Origin of the sequence: Microbacterium sp. R86528 (assembly GCF_044596335.1) — a bacterium.
Taxonomy (GTDB): domain Bacteria; phylum Actinomycetota; class Actinomycetes; order Actinomycetales; family Microbacteriaceae; genus Microbacterium; species Microbacterium marmarense.
The window spans coordinates 40768-57881 of sequence record NZ_CP138996.1 but is presented as its reverse complement, the minus strand read 5'-3'; the positions used below and the strand labels follow the sequence as shown (position 1 = coordinate 57881).

At 63.1% G+C, this 17114-nt stretch carries 17 protein-coding genes and 1 tRNA gene; 3 read left to right on the top strand and 15 right to left on the bottom strand.

Annotation, left to right across the window (positions count from 1 at the left end):
* Window positions 1-159 precede the first annotated feature (159 nt).
* On the top strand, window positions 160-891 hold the full coding sequence (locus SJY18_RS00255; protein WP_337338353.1) for a response regulator transcription factor: 732 nt from the start codon (window positions 160-162) through the stop codon (window positions 889-891).
* Window positions 892-995: 104 nt separating this feature from the next.
* Window positions 996-2444: a sensor histidine kinase gene (locus SJY18_RS00250; protein WP_396668014.1), complete on the top strand. Its 1449-nt coding sequence runs from the start codon at window positions 996-998 to the stop codon at window positions 2442-2444.
* Here the strand turns inward: SJY18_RS00250 and SJY18_RS00245 are convergent.
* The 7 genes from SJY18_RS00245 to SJY18_RS00215 all read right to left on the bottom strand — a co-directional run bounded on the left by SJY18_RS00245 (window position 2431) and on the right by SJY18_RS00215 (window position 8492).
* Window positions 2431-3984 carry an FAD-dependent oxidoreductase gene (locus SJY18_RS00245; RefSeq protein WP_396668013.1) on the bottom strand — a complete coding sequence of 518 codons (1554 nt, stop codon included), beginning with the start codon at window positions 3982-3984 and terminating at the stop codon, window positions 2431-2433. The genes SJY18_RS00250 and SJY18_RS00245 overlap by 14 nt on opposite strands.
* 2 nt (window positions 3985-3986) lie before the next feature.
* Entirely contained in the window at window positions 3987-4535 is a 549-nt protein-coding gene (locus tag SJY18_RS00240) for an MOSC domain-containing protein (protein WP_396668012.1), read from the bottom strand.
* A 9-nt stretch (window positions 4536-4544) separates the two neighbouring features.
* A complete protein-coding gene (locus tag SJY18_RS00235) occupies window positions 4545-5414 on the bottom strand; it encodes an FAD:protein FMN transferase (protein ID WP_396668011.1) in 870 nt (289 codons plus the stop codon).
* 1 nt (window position 5415) lies between these two features.
* Complete coding sequence (locus SJY18_RS00230; RefSeq protein ID WP_396668010.1) at window positions 5416-5808, bottom strand: hypothetical protein; 393 nt, start codon at window positions 5806-5808, stop codon at window positions 5416-5418.
* 138 nt (window positions 5809-5946) lie between these two features.
* Window positions 5947-6984 (bottom strand): ribose-phosphate diphosphokinase, encoded by a 1038-nt coding sequence (locus SJY18_RS00225; protein WP_337338359.1) that lies wholly within the window; start codon window positions 6982-6984, stop codon window positions 5947-5949.
* Complete coding sequence (gene glmU / locus SJY18_RS00220; RefSeq protein ID WP_396668009.1) at window positions 6956-8419, bottom strand: bifunctional UDP-N-acetylglucosamine diphosphorylase/glucosamine-1-phosphate N-acetyltransferase GlmU; 1464 nt, start codon at window positions 8417-8419, stop codon at window positions 6956-6958. The genes SJY18_RS00225 and glmU overlap by 29 nt, the downstream gene beginning before the upstream one ends.
* Window position 8420: 1 nt before the next feature.
* A tRNA-Gln gene (locus SJY18_RS00215) sits at window positions 8421-8492 on the bottom strand.
* 91 nt (window positions 8493-8583) lie between these two features.
* Here SJY18_RS00215 and SJY18_RS00210 point away from each other — a divergent pair.
* A complete protein-coding gene (locus SJY18_RS00210; protein WP_337338361.1) occupies window positions 8584-9081 on the top strand; it encodes a MarR family transcriptional regulator in 498 nt (165 codons plus the stop codon).
* A gap of 26 nt (window positions 9082-9107) precedes the next feature.
* On the opposite strand, the gene SJY18_RS00205 is transcribed toward SJY18_RS00210, so the two are convergent.
* From SJY18_RS00205 to rsmA, 8 genes are all read right to left on the bottom strand, one after another.
* Complete coding sequence (locus SJY18_RS00205) at window positions 9108-10901, bottom strand: ABC-F family ATP-binding cassette domain-containing protein (protein ID WP_396668008.1); 1794 nt, start codon at window positions 10899-10901, stop codon at window positions 9108-9110.
* A 56-nt stretch (window positions 10902-10957) separates the two neighbouring features.
* Window positions 10958-11869, bottom strand: a complete 912-nt coding sequence (locus tag SJY18_RS00200; RefSeq protein ID WP_396668007.1) for an ABC transporter substrate-binding protein — start codon at window positions 11867-11869, stop codon at window positions 10958-10960.
* A gap of 28 nt (window positions 11870-11897) precedes the next feature.
* Window positions 11898-12665 carry an ABC transporter permease gene (locus tag SJY18_RS00195; RefSeq protein ID WP_396668006.1) on the bottom strand — a complete coding sequence of 256 codons (768 nt, stop codon included), beginning with the start codon at window positions 12663-12665 and terminating at the stop codon, window positions 11898-11900.
* Window positions 12662-13342: an ABC transporter permease gene (locus SJY18_RS00190; protein WP_396668005.1), complete on the bottom strand. Its 681-nt coding sequence runs from the start codon at window positions 13340-13342 to the stop codon at window positions 12662-12664. The genes SJY18_RS00195 and SJY18_RS00190 overlap by 4 nt, the downstream gene beginning before the upstream one ends.
* A gap of 2 nt (window positions 13343-13344) precedes the next feature.
* Window positions 13345-14166, bottom strand: coding sequence for an ABC transporter ATP-binding protein (locus tag SJY18_RS00185; RefSeq protein WP_396668004.1), 822 nt, complete (start codon window positions 14164-14166; stop codon window positions 13345-13347).
* Between the two features lie 78 nt (window positions 14167-14244).
* Window positions 14245-15165 (bottom strand): 4-(cytidine 5'-diphospho)-2-C-methyl-D-erythritol kinase, encoded by a 921-nt coding sequence (locus SJY18_RS00180; protein WP_396668003.1) that lies wholly within the window; start codon window positions 15163-15165, stop codon window positions 14245-14247.
* An 8-nt stretch (window positions 15166-15173) separates the two neighbouring features.
* The gene (locus SJY18_RS00175) at window positions 15174-16241 is read right to left on the bottom strand and encodes an aldo/keto reductase (RefSeq protein ID WP_337338368.1); all 1068 of its coding nucleotides are present in this window, start codon (window positions 16239-16241) and stop codon (window positions 15174-15176) included.
* Between the two features lie 4 nt (window positions 16242-16245).
* Window positions 16246-17097 (bottom strand): 16S rRNA (adenine(1518)-N(6)/adenine(1519)-N(6))-dimethyltransferase RsmA, encoded by an 852-nt coding sequence (gene rsmA, locus SJY18_RS00170; protein WP_396668002.1) that lies wholly within the window; start codon window positions 17095-17097, stop codon window positions 16246-16248.
* Window positions 17098-17114 lie beyond the last annotated feature (17 nt).

The following is a 17114-nucleotide window of genomic DNA, read 5'->3' as shown; positions in this document are numbered from 1 at the left end:
GAGCCAGGTACCCGTCGATGAGAAAACGCTAGAGACGCGGCTCATGCGAACTGTTAGAGAAAGTTAAGAGTTGCCTATGATTCGCCGCCTGACCGATTCACAGCTGACGCAAATACCGGCGCATAGCAAGCTCATAGGAAACTGCGCACAATAGAAGACATGACTACCCCGCAAACTGCCCTCACCCGCCCCGACGGTTCAGCCCTGCGCGTGCTCGTGGTTGACGATGAGGCCATGCTCACTGACCTGCTGTCGATGGCGCTGCGCATGGAGGGGTGGGACGTGAAGACCGCCAGCTCAGGGTTCGAAGCGCTGCAGGTCGCCCGCGAGTTCGCCCCCGACGCCATGGTGCTCGACATCATGATGCCCGATCTTGACGGCATGGCGGTATTGCAGCGACTGCGTCAGTCGGGCGATGATGTGCCCGTTCTCTTTCTCACTGCCAAGGATGCTGTCGGCGACCGCGTCGCAGGCCTCACCGCCGGCGGCGACGACTATGTCACCAAGCCCTTCAGCCTCGAAGAGGTGGTCGCCCGACTGCGCGGACTGATGCGGCGTTCTGGCACCGCACACGCGAGCGGCGCTGAACCGATCTTGCGCGTAGCCGACCTCACCCTCAACGAAGACAGCCACGAAGTTACTCGCGGCACCAGTGAGATCGAACTCACCGCTACCGAGTTTGAGCTGCTGCGATTCTTGATGCGCAATCAGCGCCGCGTTGTGTCGAAGGCTCAGATTCTCGACCGCGTCTGGGACTACGACTTCGGCGGCCGCTCGAGCGTCGTGGAGCTTTACATCTCTTACCTTCGCAAGAAGATCGACCATGGCCACGACGAGGCCCTGATTCACACTGTGCGCGGCGTCGGATACATGATCAAGGCACCCCAGTGACAGCCGAGCCAGCGCAGCCAGCCGAACCCGCGACCGGGCAGAGAGCTCGAGCGCGGCATGGTCGTGCTCCCTGGACGCTTCAACGACGTCTGATTGTCACCGTCGTGTCGATCGTTTCGCTGATTCTGGTGTTCGTTGCGGTGGCAATGAGCGCAATACTCGGCCAGGTGCTCGAAGGACGCCTAGACAGCGAGCTCAAGGCGACGACGCAGCGCACCGCTTCATGGATACAGCCACAGATTCTGGCTGGGCAGACTGCCGAAGAGATTCTCGCCACTCAACAAGCGCAACCAGGGCTGCTTCTCGCCATCGCGACTCCGTTCGGCGGGCCATCTGCCGCTTTCATGAACGACGATGGCGAAGTCGTCGCTCTCGATGATGATCAGATCGATGAACTCGACCAAGGGCTCCAGGGCGAAGGACCGCTCGTGGTGACTATCGATGGTGCAGACACTTTTCGAGTGACCGGTTTCGGTGTGGGACAGTCCGCAGTCGTCGTCGGCCTCTCACGCGCCGATGTGGTCACCACCCTCAGCCAGATGTTCATCACCATCGGCCTGCTCACCGCCGGAGGACTCATCGTTCTCGCCGTCGCCACGGCGTGGACTATTCGCGCTGGCCTCGCACCGCTGCGCGCGGTCGCTGCCACGGCCGAGCGTGTGGCTCAACTTCCGCTCGATCAGGGCGAAGTGCTGCTCGCCGACCGCGTGCCCGAGGCCGAAGCAGATCCGCGCACCGAAGTCGGACGCGTGGGGGCCTCGTTGAACACCTTGCTCGACCACGTTGATGACTCACTCACCGCACGCCAGCGCAATGAAGAACGCATGCGCCGGTTTGTCGCAGATGCGAGCCACGAACTGCGCACTCCGCTCGCATCGATCCGCGGATACTCCGAGCTTTCGCTTCGCGCGCTCAGCCGCAAACCGGTGGCGGATTCCGACCCGAACGATCCGACGACGCAGTCGCTCGAGCGCATTCAGGCGCAGTCGCTGCGCATGACGACGCTCGTCGAAGACCTGTTGCTCTTGGCGCGTCTCGACGAAGGGCAAGAGCTGGTGTACGGCAGTGTCGATTTGACCAGACTCGCGCTTGAAGCGGTGGGTGACGCGCGACCGGCTGGCCCTGATCACACTTGGACGGTCGACGTACCCGACGAGCCCGTCATGATTGCCGCTGACGCAGGCAGGCTGCATCAGATTGCGGCCAATCTGCTCGCGAACGCACGCACTCATACGCCTGCAGGAACCGAAGTCAATGTGCAGATCGAACGCAGCGCGGATGATGCGATATTGCGGGTGCACGACAACGGGCCAGGCATTGATCCCGGGGTCAAAGACGAGCTTTTCGAGCGCTTCTCACGGGCCGACCGTTCGCGCGCGCGCCAAACCGGTGGCACTGGACTCGGGTTGTCGATCGTTCGCGCCATCGTGGAGGCCCATCAAGGCACCATCACGGTGGAGAGCGAACCCGGCGACACAACGTTCGAAGTTCGCCTGCCGTTGCAGCCCGAAGCCGTCGACCCCGCCGAGGACTCCGAGATCAGTAGCCGCTGAACGCGTCTGTGGTGATCGAACGCGCGCGCTCCAGCGCCGGCGTCAGGTCTGCGATGAGCCCTGGCGGCCCCGACGCGTACGCATGACGTCGTGCAATGTCAGGCACGAAGCCCAGCAGACCGGCTGCATCGAGGCGCTGACCGCGAGCCCACGTCCAGTGCGAGGGCATGTCTGAAGGTTCGTCGCGCGTGAAGACGATCACATGAACCCCGGATGCTGCCAGCTCGTCGCGAAATGCGAGCTCGGCAGCCTCCGAGGCGACGTAGACCACGACGATGTCGCGCAGTTCTCCCGTCAGCCGAAGGTGGTTCAGCTGCGAGATGAACGGTGTCACGCCGATGCCCGCCGCGACGAGAAGAATCGGCTCTTCGCGATGCGATGGAAGCACGAAATCGCCCCACACTCCGGTCACTGGCAACGCGCCGCCGGGCTCGAGCAGTGCGAGTGCACGCTTGTAGGAGCTTTGGGACCCTTCCTTGAATGCGACCCGCAAACTGGGCAGCTCCTCAGGCGACGACACGATTGAGAACTCGCGCCGAGTGCCGCGCGCATCGGGATGGCGGTGCGGCACCTCAAGTTCGATGTACTGTCCGGCTGTGAACCGAAAGCCGCGCGGTGCACGGAAGGTGAGTTGCTTGACCGTCGGGGTGAGCGCAGCGCGTGATTGAAGGGTAAGGCGAACTGCAGTGCGCACGGCGAACGCGAACGCAACCAGGTTGCCGACGAGCAGTGCTCGTTCCTGTCCGAGCGATATGGGGCCCAGATCGATCGGCCAGGCTGCGAGCACGCCGACGACGGTCGCCACGAGATACTGCTGCCACCGTCGCGGCGGCAGGGTGAGCGGTTCGGACAGCATGAATGCGCCTAGGAACAAGAACGGCGACGACCACAGCACGGCCGCAGCAATCGTTGCGAAGTCAACGCTCTGCCCGAGCGCTTGATATTGCAGCACAGTGCGCGTAGTGCCGACGACGACGGCCACAAGCAAGAAGAGCGCGATGACACGAATCTTCTCGGTGCGCCACAGCACGATAAGGCCACACAAGATCACCGGCGCGGCCATCGCTGGTGTGCCCACCCACCACGATGAAGCGCCGAGCGCGGGCGCGGCGATGCTCACGAGAGTCAGCACGGTGGCCCCGACCGCCGCGGGATTGAATATGTGGCGACCGCGCCACGCCAGCACGTACTTCGACAGCGAAGCGGCTGTCGCTGCGAGGGCGATTCCCCCCAGCGCCGCGACGTCGAGGGTCGGGCGCAACACGAAGAGCAAGATGTGGGCTGTGATCAGAGACGACTCGACGCGCCAGGGAAGCGAGAGCGCCCGCTGCGCTGCGGCGTCGACGAGTACACACACCAGCGACAGCACGAGCAGGGTGATTACTAGCTCAAGCGGAGCCGGACCGACCAGCCCGAAGAAAGAGAGCAGCAAGGCGGTGCCCGCGAGGACCGCGAGCAGCACATAGACCAACCGGTACATCGACACGCGACCGAGCACCGCGAACACGCGGTTCCAGACGGTGCTGAGAGCAGCCATCATCGCTAAACCGGCAACAGAGGTTCGTGCACGTCAGGAACGATGACCCGAATGCGATCTCCCGCACGCACCTCTCCCCCGTTGATGACGACCGACATCACACCCACCAGCCGAACGGTGTCGCCCCGCTCGTCAACATAGATCAGCTCCTTCATCAGACCGGGTGAGAACCCGTTGATCTGCGCGCAGGGGTTTCGCAGGCCTGTCAGTTCTACGATTGCGCCGCTACCGAATTCGAGCCGCGTGCCTCGCCCCATTGCGAGCAGATCAAGGCCACGCGTTGTGATGTTCTCGCCAAGGTCACCGGGGTTCACCGAATGACCGCGCGCTGCAGTGTGTTCGAAGAGTTCCTCGTGAATGAGGTGCACCTGACGTACGTTCTGTCGTTCGGGGTGTCTCGCCATCGGTGCCAGATGCTGCACGGTCGCTCCCGCGTGCGCATCGCCCGCGATGCCGAGCCCTGCCACCAGCGTGACGGAATCTCTCGTAGGTTTACTGAAGCGATGAGCGTCGTCTGCTGCAACAGCCACCACTTGTCCCGAAGTTTCACTCACCGCTCCACGCTATCGCCCGTTGAAGAGCTCTGCGTCGCATCCGGGCGACCATTGCACCTGGCCGTCCGTGAACATTCTGACCCATCGTGCGTCCCAGTCCCGTGCGAGCTTCGGTCCGCCATCGAAGAACAGCGCGGTCGCAATTCCGTCGGCAGCCATGGCACGAGGAGCGACAGCCCAGGTGGCAGCAACTGTCCGCACGGGTTCCCCGGTGCGCGCATCGAGCACATGGTGCAGCCCTTCGCCCCAAGCTCGCCGGCTGGTCGACGATGCACACAATGCCGCATCCGATACCTCCCACACGCCGATAGCGCGACGGGGATCGAAGGGATGCTCGAGCGCAACGCGCTGAGCTGAGCCGCGCACCGACAGATCACCGCTGGCATCCACCACCATGTCTCCGCCCACATCGGCGAGCAGGTCGGCGATGAGGTCGACGAGCCGCCCCTTTCCCAGCGCACCCACGTCAAGGACTGCTGGCGGCACCACGCTGAGCCGCCCCTCATTCCACCTCACTATGCTCTGCCACTCAGCCGGAGCCCGCTGGGCGCCGCGATCAGTGAACGAGTACGAGGCGTCATAGCCGCGCGCAGCAAGTGCCTCGCCGATGAGCGGATTGACCGCTGCCGACGTTGACTCACTCAGCGCGACGTATGCGTCAAGCATGGCGCTGGCGTCGATCGGGAGCGGCACTGAGTTCGCACCACGTGCGAGATGCGCAACCACTGAGTCGCCGCGAAACCGAGACCAGGTTCTATCAAAACCATCGATGATGATGGCAACTTGTCGTTGACGCTCCTCGCTCAGCGGCTCGTCGGTCTCTATCTCCCAGCGCGTGCCGATGGCATCGAAGCTCCAGCGAGAGCGTTCGCTCGCCATCTCACGCGGCAGCTTCGGCCTTGATCGCTTCGATCGCCTGATTGAATCCACCGCTCGTGAGCGATGAGCCCGCTACTCGGGACACTGAGATCTCGTCGATGTCTTGGCCGACGACGACGTCGCTGATCCCGCCGATGAAGTCGCTCTGGTACTGCTGCGATTCTTGCGCCTGCGCGTCGCCGACCACCTGCACCTCGGTGATCACGTCATCCGAGAGGGTCACGGTGACCGAGATGCTCTCTACCGACTCCGGGGTGGCATACGAGCCATCTGCGCTGTAGGTTCCATCGACATATGTGCCGTCACCCGCTGGCACGCTGCCTGCGTCTGGTGCGGCCGCCTCGGTGCTGGGGCTGCATCCTGCGAGCGCGACGATTCCGGCCGTCGCCGCCATAGCAGCGGTAGCACGCGCGGGGCGAGAAACAACGTTGCGTATCAAAGGGTTCCTCCAGAGTCGACGGGTGCTCGGGCACCGGCACGATAAGACTGACGTCAGTGTGACAACGAAGTCTTTGAGAGCGCTATGCGAAACCTACGCGGCGCCGTCGAACATGCTGGTGACCGATCCGTCTTGGAAGACTTCTTCAATCGCGCGCGCGAGCAGGGGTGCGATCGGCAGCACGGTCAGCGATTCGAACCGCTTCTCTTCGGGGATCGGCACCGTATCGGTCACCACGACCTCGTCGATTGCGACGTTCTGCAGGCGTTCCACCGCAGGGTGGCTGAAGATGGCGTGTGTTGCCGCAACGATGACCCGCTTGGCGCCGCTGCGCTTCAGCGCTTCAGCAGCCTTCACGATCGTGCCGCCCGTGTCGATCATGTCGTCGACCAGCAAGCACACTCGCCCGTCAACGTCACCGACGATCTCATTGACGGTGATCTGGTTGGCCACGTTCGGGTCGCGGCGCTTGTGGATGATCGCAAGCGGTGCACCGAGACTGTCCGACCAGGTGTCGGCAACGCGCACTCGGCCCGTGTCGGGCGACACCACGGTCAGCAGTTCGCGATCATCTTGGCTCAGTGTGCTCTTGAAGTACTCCAACAGCACCGGCTTGGCGAAGAGATGGTCGACGGGGCCGTCGAAGAAACCCTGAATCTGAGCGGCGTGCAGGTCGACGCTCATGACGCGGTCAGCGCCCGCCGTCTTAAGCAGGTCAGCGACCAGCCGGGCGCTGATGGGCTCACGCCCACGACCCTTCTTGTCTTGTCGCGAATAGGGGTAATACGGCGCGACCACCGTGATTCGCTTCGCCGACGCGCGCTTGGCAGCGTCGAGCATGATGAGCGTCTCCATGAGCCACTCGTTGACCGGCGGGCCAAAGCTCTGAATGAGAAAAAGGTCGCAACCACGAATCGACACTTCGAACCGGGTGAGGATCTCTCCCGAGGCGAAGGTGCGGTACTCGGTGGGAACAAGCTCGGTGCCGAGCGCACCAGCTACGTCGAAGGCGAGTTCGGGATGGGAGCTGCCGCGTGCGACGACAAGACGCTTCTTCGTCTTGGCTACGAGGCCAGGCGCGATGTCATTGTCACGGTCAAGATCAACGGTCTTCTTCTTCGTTCGCGCCATCGTCCGCTTTCTGTGCCGCTCGTGCCTTGGCTACGGCTTCTGCCGCGCCCGTTCCTGGTCTGTTCTGCTCGACCCACCCCTCGACGTTTCGCTGAGGAGCCACGCTGAGGGCGAGTGCACCGGGGGGAACATCCTTGCGGATGACCGCCCCCGCGCCAGTCTTTGCGCCTGCGCCAATCCTAACGGGCGCGACGAAGACGTTGTGCGACCCCGAGTGCACTTCGTCACCGATTTCGGTGCGGTGCTTGGCGAGATCGTCATAGTTGGCCGTGATGGCGCCCGCGCCGAGGTTCACGCCGTTGCCGATGGTGGTGTCGCCAATGTAGGAAAGATGAGGAACCTTGCTGCGCTCACCAATCGTCGAATTCTTCGTCTCGACGAACGTGCCGATCTTGCCGCTGTCTCCGAGCACGGTACCCGGTCGCAAATACGCGAACGGCCCAACGGTGGCGCCAGCGCCAATCACTGCAAGGGTGGCATCCGTGCGGGTGAGAATTGCGTTCTCGCCAACCTCGCAGTCGACCAAGCTCGTGTCTGGCCCGATCGTCGCGCCTGTGGCAACCGTGGTCGCTCGCAGAATGTGGCAACCGGGCAGCACTGTCACGTCAGGAGCAAGAGACGCGGTGGCGTCAATCCATGTGGTGGCAGGATCGAGAATCGTGGCGCCTTCAAGCTGCCAATGGCGCACGATGCGCGCGTTCAGCACGCGTGCTGCCTCAGCGAGCTGCACTCGGTCATTCACCCCGAGGGCCGTCGCTGCGTCAGGCGCGATATGCGCGCCGACGGCCAGCTCAGCCTGGCGCATCAGCGCGACCACGTCGGTGAGGTACATCTCGCCCTGCGCGTTGGCGGTGGTGATGTTTGCGAGGTGAGTGCGCAGCGCACGTGCGTTGAAAGCGTAGACGCCAGCGTTGATCTCGCTGACCGATGCTTCGTCGGCCGTCGCGTCTTTCTGCTCGACGATTCGTGCGACACCGCCCTGAGCGTCGCGAATGATGCGACCGTATCCGGTGGCGTCCTCGAGCGTCGCGCTCAGCAGAGTCGCGGATGCCTGCGCCTCACGGTGCTGCGCGAGCAGAGCGCCGAGAGCATCGGACTCGAGCAGCGGCACGTCGCCGCTGAGCACGAGAATGTCACCATCGAAGTCACTCAGCGCGTCCAGCGCGACCTGCACTGCCCGGCCGGTGCCAGCGATCTCATCCTGATCGACGACAACTGCCCCGGGCACAGCCTCTCGCACAGCAGTCGCCACCAACTCGCGCTCATGACGAACAACAACGCACACCGTATCGGGCTCGAGCACAAGCGCGGTATCGAGCACATGCCCCACCAGAGTGCGACCGCCGATGCGGTGCAGCATCTTCGGCAGCGAAGATTTCATGCGGGTGCCCTGGCCTGCGGCCAGAACGATCACTGCGAGCGAATTGCCAGACATGCTCCGCCGCCAGGACTCGAACCTAGACCTAACAGCTCCAAAGGCTGTCGTGCTGCCATTACACCACGGCGGAACGGCCACCAAGAGGCGACCGTCTACCAGTCTGCCAGAGGTTGGCGGTGCGTCCCCACCGCGACGGACATGTCACAGTCGATAATGAGGGAATGCCCCCTGAAGCCGACGAAGTTGACCGCATCGTTGAAGCCTGGGTCGCGCAGCGTCCCGACCTCGACTTTTCACCGCTCGGTGTGCTCTCGCGGGTCGATCGGCTCTCACGGCACCTCGACCGTGCGCGCCGTGATGCCTTTCGCCGCAGCGATCTGGAACCCTGGGAATGGGATGTGCTTTCCGCGCTGCGCCGGGCGGGCGAGCCGTTTCAACTCAGCCCGAAGCAGTTGCTTCAGCAGACGCTGGTCTCGAGCGGCACGATGACCAACCGCATCGATCGCCTCGTCGGTCGCCGACTCGTGAAGCGAGAATCAGATCCCGGTGATGGCCGCAGCGTGCTGGTGACCATCACCGAAGAAGGCCGAACGCGGGTGGATGCGGCGATCACGCGCCTCGTAGACGCCGAGGCACTGCTGCTGAGCACACTTTCACGACCCGACCGCGAACGACTAGCCGCGCTGCTGCGAAAGCTCAGCATCGGTTTCGACGGCTGAGTCTCTGCCGAGATTGACCGTGGTGGTCACTCCAGCACTTCACTCAACTCGAACCAGCGAGCCTCCGCCACTTCGCGTTCTGATTCAAGAGCGCCAATTCGAGACATTTCGGCACCGAGGCCGGCAAAATCGGTCTGATCATGGTCTGCCATAGCCGTGCGCGCTGCCACGATCTGGGATTCCAGCTTGCTCATTCGACGTTCGAGAGCGGCCAATTCTTTCTGCGCATTGCGCAGCTCCGCGCCCGCGAGCTTTGGCTTTGAACTGGTCGTATCAAGCGCAGCGGACTTCTCGGGTCCGTTGCGCTCCCGCTCGCGCAGCCGAAGGTACTCATCGACGCCGCCGGGCAAGTGGCGCAGGTGCCCACTCAGGATGGCGTACTGCTGGTCGGTGACACGCTCAAGGAAGTAGCGATCGTGCGAGACCACCAACAGTGTGCCTGGCCAGGTGTCGAGGAGATCTTCCATCGCCGCGAGCATGTCGGTGTCGAGATCATTCGTCGGCTCGTCGAGAATCAGTACGTTGGGTTGCTCGAGCAAGATCATCAGCAGCTGCAGTCGTCGCTTCTGGCCACCAGAGAGGTCTTTCACGGGGGTCGACAGCTGCGCGCTGGCAAATCCCATGCGCTCGAGCAACTGTCCGGGTGTGAGCTCCGCCGATTTGCTGCCGCTACCGAAGGTGTAGGTCGTGCGCAAGCCAGCGATGACCACCCGCACGGGCTTGTCCAGGTGCGCTTCGAGCTCGTCGAGGCGCTGCGTAAGAGTCGCTACCTGCACCGTCGTTCCGCGCTTGACGCGACCGGTCGTCGGTTCGACTTCGCCCGAGACCAACCCGAGCAGGGTCGACTTGCCGACGCCGTTGACACCGAGAATTCCGGTGCGCTCGCCGGGAGCAATTCGCCACTCGAAAGGGTGAAGAACTTCACGGTCGCCGTAGGTGACGCCGGCGTCCAGCAGGTCTACAACATCTTTGCCTAGACGCGATACGGCCAGGGACTGCAGCGCGACCGGGTCGCGAATCTCGGGCACGTCGGCGATCAGCTCGTTTGCGGCATCGATGCGAAACTTGGGTTTCGTTGAGCGGGCGGGCGCTCCGCGACGCAGCCATGCGAGTTCTTTCCGCGCGAGATTCTTGCGGCGTTGCTCGATCACAGCGCTTTGGCGGTCGCGTTCAACCCGCTGCAAGATGTACGCAGCATAGCCACCCTCGAACGGCTCGACGATGCGGTCGTGAACCTCCCAGGTCTTGGTGCAGATCTCGTCGAGAAACCACCTGTCGTGTGTGACGACGAGCAAGCCACCGCTAGCGGCAGACCAGCGTCGCTTGAGGTGCTGCGCGAGCCAGGCGATGGCTTCGACGTCGAGGTGGTTCGTCGGCTCGTCCAGAAAGAGCACGTCGTCGTCGCCGGTCAACAGCGCTGCGAGCGCGACGCGTCGACGTTGCCCACCCGATAGACCTTCGATGGGGCCATCCCAATCGAGTCCCGTAAGCAGACCGGCGATCACGTCTCGCACGTTCGCATCACCGGCCCACTCGTATTCGGGAATGTCACCGACGACCGCTTGAGCGATAGTCATCGTGCCGTCGAGAGTGTCCGCTTGGTCGAGTACGCCCACGCGCACTCCCCCGCGAACGGTGACACGCCCAGAATCGGGTTGCAGACGTCCGGCGAGCATCGCCATGAGCGACGACTTGCCGTCGCCGTTTCGGCCGACGATTCCAATGCGGTCGCCCTCGTCGATGCCGAGCGAGACGCCGTCGAAAACGACTTTGGTGGGAAATTCTAGGTGGAGGCCTTCAGCCCCGAGCAGATGTGCCATGTCTCCTCAAGGCTAGGCGAGCGCGGGCGTCCGTGTGGACGCCCGCGCAATAAAGGCTACAAACCTTGTTCGGCGAGCCACTCAGACGCGATGTCAGCCGACGACATCTGATCGACGGTGCTCTGCACATTCAGTGCAACCAAGCCTGCTGGAGTCAACGCCGCGCTGATGGGGTTGATCACGTCGGCAATCTCGTCTGCGACTGCTTCGTTCACCACCGGCACCACATTGGACGCGAGGAAAAGCCCCTCGGGGTCTTCGAGTACGACAAGACCCTCGGTTTCGATGCTCGGATCGGCCGTATAGATGTTGGCCAGGTTGATCGTTCCGGCGAGGAGATCTTCGAAAGTGGTATCTCCTGTCGCTGAGAAGCCGACTTCGATGCCGTAGACATCAGCCAGACCCATCGGACCGTACTCACGCTCTTCTAACTCGGGCGGTCCGCCCAATGTCAGCGGTTCGCTGACATTGGCAAGGTCTGCGATTGATACGAGCGAGTTGGCCTCAGCGAAGTCAGCAGTGACGGTGTACGAGTCCTGATCACTCGCCGTCGACACATCCAGAACCGTGATTCCCTCGGGAAGCGCATCGGCGAGCGCCGCGTTGACGTCGTCGGCGCTACGCGCACTCGTCTCTGGATCGAAGTACTGCAACAGGTTTCCGCTGTACTCGGGGAACAGCGTGATTTCGCCGTTCTCGATGGCTGGCATATAGGCGTCGCGCTGGCCGATCTGGAATTTGCGCTCTACCTCAAATCCAGCGTTCTCCAGCGCTTGCGCGTAGATTTCAGCAATGATCTCGTTGGAGTAATACGCCTGCGAGCCGATCACGATGGTGTCGGTCGTCTCGGTGGCGGTGTCATCCGTTGTGTCGTCGAGCGGATTGCTGGAGGCGCAGCCCGCGAGGGCGAGGCTGAGGCCGGCGGCAAGTGCTGACGCGCGCAGAAGGCGCGTGCGTATGGTGGACATGTTGTTTCCTCTCTGGTGGTGCGAGGTATCAGCCGGGCTGTGTCACCGGCTCGTGGGCGGATTCCTCCGCCACGTCTTGGGGCGCGATCGGGCCTTGGGCAGGCCGCGGTACGCCAGAACTTTGGTCTCGCTGACGAGTGCCGCGAGGTGCGGCAGCGTGTTGGGCGAGCGCGAGCAAACCATCGAGCACGAGGGCAAGCGCGGCGACGAGTATCGCCCCGCCGAGCACCTGGTCGAATCTTTGCAGTGGGATGCCTTGGATGATTGGCCAGCCCAATCCCCCGAGATTCACGTATGCCGCAATCGTGACCGTCGCCACAACCTGGAGCACGGCGGAGCGAATGCCACCCACGAGCAGTGGCAGCCCCAACGGCACCTCCACTTTCCACAGAATCTGCCATTCCGTCATTCCCACGGCACGCGCTGAGTCGATGATGCGCCGGTCTATCGCTTCGAGGCCTGTGTAGGCGCCCGCCAGCAGCGAGGGGATCGCCAGAACCACGAAGGTGACGATTGCCGCCTCGGGCTTGTGCAACACTCCGAATAGCAAGACGAGCAGGATGAGCAGCCCAAACGCGGGAACGGCTCTTGCCGCTCCCGAAATGGCGACAGCGATTTCTCGACCCTTGCCGGTGTGCCCGATGAGCCAACCCAGCGGGATCGCAATGAGCGCTGCAATCGCGACCGAAGCTGCGGTATAGAAGAGTTGCTCTGCCAGCAGTTTGGGCAACGCATAGTTGCCCTCCCAGCGCTCGGGTGAGAACAACCAGGCAAATGCGTCGGCAATCAGGTTCATGCTGTGGCCATCACTCGGTGATTCTTGCGCGCTGCGCGCGGCGAGGCGGCGCGCGTCCATGGCATCAGCAGACGGCCTGCGAGCACCAGCAGCCCATCGATCACCAGAGCGATCACGACCACCGCCAAGATCCCAGCGAAGACCTCCGCAATGATGCGACGCTGCAGGCCATTCGTGAAGAGATATCCCAAGTTCGTGACGCCCACCAGAATGCCGACAGTGGCGAGCGACACGGTGCTGACTGCCGCTACACGAAGCCCTGCGAGGATCACCGGTCCGGCGAGCGGAAATTCCACTCGCCAGAATCGCCGTGCGGCGCCGAAACCCATCGCCGTCGACGACTGACGCACTGAGTTGTCGACGGAATCCAAGCCATCGGCGACCGAACGCACGAGAATAGCAACGGCATAGATCGTGAGTGCGATGATGAGGTTCGTTTCACTGATCACGCTGTAGCCGAACACCGTCGGCAACAGAATGAGCAGCGCCAGGGACGGAATCGTGTACAGCAAACCGGTCAAGGTGATGACCCAGCCGCGCAGCAGCCGGTAGCGCCAGGCGACCCAGCCCAGCGGTATCGACAGCACGAAGCCGATCACGATCGCGATCAAGCTCTGACGCAGGTGCTCGCCAGAGAGACTCACGATGAGCCCTAGGTTGTCGCCGATCCACCCCATGCTCAGGCGCTGTCTTTCACCAATACGCCCTGCGTGCGGCCGTCGGCGTCGACAAGCACCTCGCCGTTCGCTGTTCGCTTGACATGCAGCGCGCGTTTGCCTTTGTCTGCGCCGATGAATGACGCGACGAAGTCGCTGGCAGGGTTTTGAAGAATCTCGTCGGGAGTGCCGACTTGCGCAAGTCGCGCGCCCTTCTCGAGGATCACCACCTGGTCGCCGAGCAGGAACGCCTCATCGATATCGTGCGTAACGAAAACGATCGTCTTGCCGATATCACGCTGCAGTCGCAAGAGTTCTTCCTGCAATTCGGCGCGAACGATCGGGTCGACGGCGCCGAACGGCTCGTCCATCAGAAGGATGTTGGGGTCAGCGGCGAGCCCGCGCGCCACACCGACGCGCTGCTGCTGTCCGCCAGAAAGCTGGTGCGGATAGCGGTCGGCCATGGAGCGATCAAGACCCACAGTGTCCATCAACTCGAGAGTGCGCGCCCTGGCATCGCGACGCGACATGCCCTGCAGCACAGGCACGGTCGCGATGTTCGCTGCGACAGAGAAGTGTGGCAGCAATCCCGCGTTCTGCATGACGTAGCCGATGCTGCGGCGAAGTTTCACGGGCTCACGGGTGGCAATGTCATCGCCATCGATTGCGATCGTGCCGCTGGTCGCACCCACCATTCGATTGATCATGCGCAGCAACGTGGTCTTTCCGCACCCGGAAGAGCCGACCAACACGGTCGTCTTGTGCGGTGGCATGACGAGACTGAAGTCGTCTACCGCGGTGGTGCCGTCAGGGAACTGCTTGGTGACGTGTTCGAACTCAATCATGGCGATAACCCCCACTGGGTGGAGTTTCGAGCGTATCGGACGCCTCACCCCCTGGGGCGGGGAGCAGAAGAATTGCTCTCAGGCGTGTAATATCCTCGCGCCCGCCACCGGGCCATGAACATGAAGTGCGTGATACCCGGCGGCCGCCAGGCTGATCTGAAGATCAAGCGCCGATTCACGATCGCCGGCGAGGAACGCAGTCGTCGGGCCAGAACCTGACACCACGCTCGCCAGGGCCCCGGCTCGATCGCCCAGTTCAAGGGTGTCGCGAAGCTCCGGCCTGATCGCAAGAGCTGCCGCCTGCATATCGTTTCGCACGTGCTCGGCTAGTGCGCTGGGGTCTCCTGCTCGCAACGCGTGAAGCACCCCCGGTGCAACATCACGCACTTGCGAGCGGGCGAACTCAATGGCCCCGTTCTCACGCAACTCGTCCAACTTGCCGTAGACCTCGGGGGTCGACAGTCCCGCCTCGCTGGTGACCAAGACCCAATCGAAGCGCCCCTTGGCCAGCGCCGGACTGAGCTCGTCACCACGACCGGTACCGATCGCCGTGCCTCCCATGAGCGCGAAAGGCACGTCGGCTCCCAGCCGCGCTCCGAGGCGCTGCAATTCAGCGTGGCTCAGGTCGCTGCCCCACAGCGCATCACAAGCGACAAGGGCCGCCGCAGCGTCGGCAGACCCACCACCCATCCCGCCGGCAACCGGCACGTGTTTCACGATGTCAAGGTGTACGCCCCCGGTATGACCAATGGTCTTGGCAAGCAATCTCGCGGCTCGAACAGCGAGATTTCGGTCATCGGCGGGCACGGTGGAAACATCTACCGTGCCCGAAATCGAGATGGTGAACTCGTCCGCGTCTTCGGCCCAGAGGTCTTCATAGAGCGAAACTGCTTGATACGCCGACGCGACGTCATGAAAGCCATCGTCTTTGAGCGGGCCAACCTCGAAGAACACATTGAGCTTGCCGGGCGCGCGCACGCGGACACCCGGCGTGGTCATCGCCTCGCTCACTCCTGCTCCGGCTCCGCCCACATACCTTCACCCATGTCTTGCGACAGCGCGTCGATCTGCTCGAGCTCTTCGGCCGTGAAGGCGGGGCCGTCCAACGCCGCCAGATTCTCGTCGATCTGAGCGGGCCGCGAGGCTCCGATGAGCGCTGAGGCGACGACAGAGTCGCGCAGCACCCACTGCAGGGCCAGCTGCGCCAGCGACTGCCCGCGTTCGCGCGCGATGGTGTCGAGTCCGCGAAGACGCGTCGCCCCCTTCTCGCTCACCTGCTTGCCCGGCAGCGAAGAACGCTGTTGTGCACGATCGGCGGGACCCCCGGCGAGGTACTTGTCTGTGAGCAGCCCCTGCGCGAGCGGGGTGAAGACGATCGCACCCATGTTCTCTTGCTTGAGCGCCGCAGTCAGACCATCTTCGATCCACCGGTTCGCGATCGAGTACGACGGCTGATGAATCACCAACGGTGTGCCCATCGAGCGCGCAATAGCGGCAGCTTCAACCGACTGCTGCGCGGAGTACGACGAGATGCCCACGTAGAGCGCCTTACCCTGCCGCACGAGCGTGTCGAGCGCGCCGATGGTCTCCTCCATCGGAACGTCGGCGTCGAAGCGGTGGGAGTAGAAGATATCGACGTAGTCGATGCTCATGTTCTTGAGCGAACGCTCGGCGCTCGCGAGGACGTATTTGCGCGAACCCCCGTTGCCGTATGGCCCGGGCCACATGTCGTAGCCCGCCTTCGACGAGATGATGAGCTCATCACGATAGGGCGCGAAGTCCTCGCGCATCATGCGCCCGAAGTTGATCTCAGCAGTTCCGTACGGCGGGCCGTAGTTATTGGCCAGGTCGAAGTGCGTGATGCCGCGGTCGAAGGCGTGGCGCAACAGCGCCCGCTGGTTGTCGAATGGAATGTTGTCGCCGAAGTTCCACCACAGGCCAAGCGAAATGGCGGGAAGAACAAGCCCTGAATTGCCCACGCGGCGAAAGTCGGGCGCGTCGTAGCGCTCGGTGGCAGCCAGGTACGGACGGTTCAGGTCGCCGCCACGGGAAAGGTATCGCGATTGTTCAGTCACACGCTTAGGCTACCGGCGCAACACGGGCGATTCGCACGAAGTCTTCGATCGACAGTTGCTCACCGCGTGCGGTTGGGGCGACTCCCGCACTTTCCAAAATGGCGGATGCTGCCGCGGCTGAGCCGCCAAGAACGCTAGAGAGCGCCTGACGCAGCATTTTTCGACGCTGACCAAAGGCAGCATCCACGATTTCGAACGTTCTTCGCCGCTCGGCTTCGCTCCCGCGCGGGTCGGAGTCTCGATCAAACGCCACCAAGACGCTGTCAACATTGGGCACGGGCCAGAACACCTGCCGCGATACCGTGCCGGCAAGACGCCAACAGCCGTACCACGCGGCCTTCACACTGGGTGAGCCATACACCTTCGATCCGGGTGGGGCGGCAAGGCGCTCCCCCACCTCGGACTGCACCATAACCACGCCCCGCTCGATGAAATCGAAGTGCTCGAGGAAGTGCAGCAACACCGGCACCGACACGTTGTACGGCAAATTTGCCACGAGCACAGTCGGTCTTCCGTCAAGCTCAGTGATTCGCAGCGCATCAGCATCCACCACTGTGAGAGCGCCGGGCTCTACCCCGTGAGAAGCCGCCGTGGAGGGCAACTTCTCAGCGAGGCGATGGTCGATCTCGACCGCCGTGACACGAGCACCCGTCTCGAGGATCGCGAGCGTGAGCGAGCCGAGGCCAGGCCCCACCTCGACGACACGCTCGTGCGGTTGCACCTTGGCCACGTGAACGATCTTTCTCACCGAGTTCGCATCGACCACGAAGTTCTGACCGAGCTTCTTCGTGGGAGTGACATCAAGCTCAGCGGCAAGTGCGCGAATCTCCGCGGCACCCAGAAGTGTTACGGGCATGCGTTTACTGTAACCAG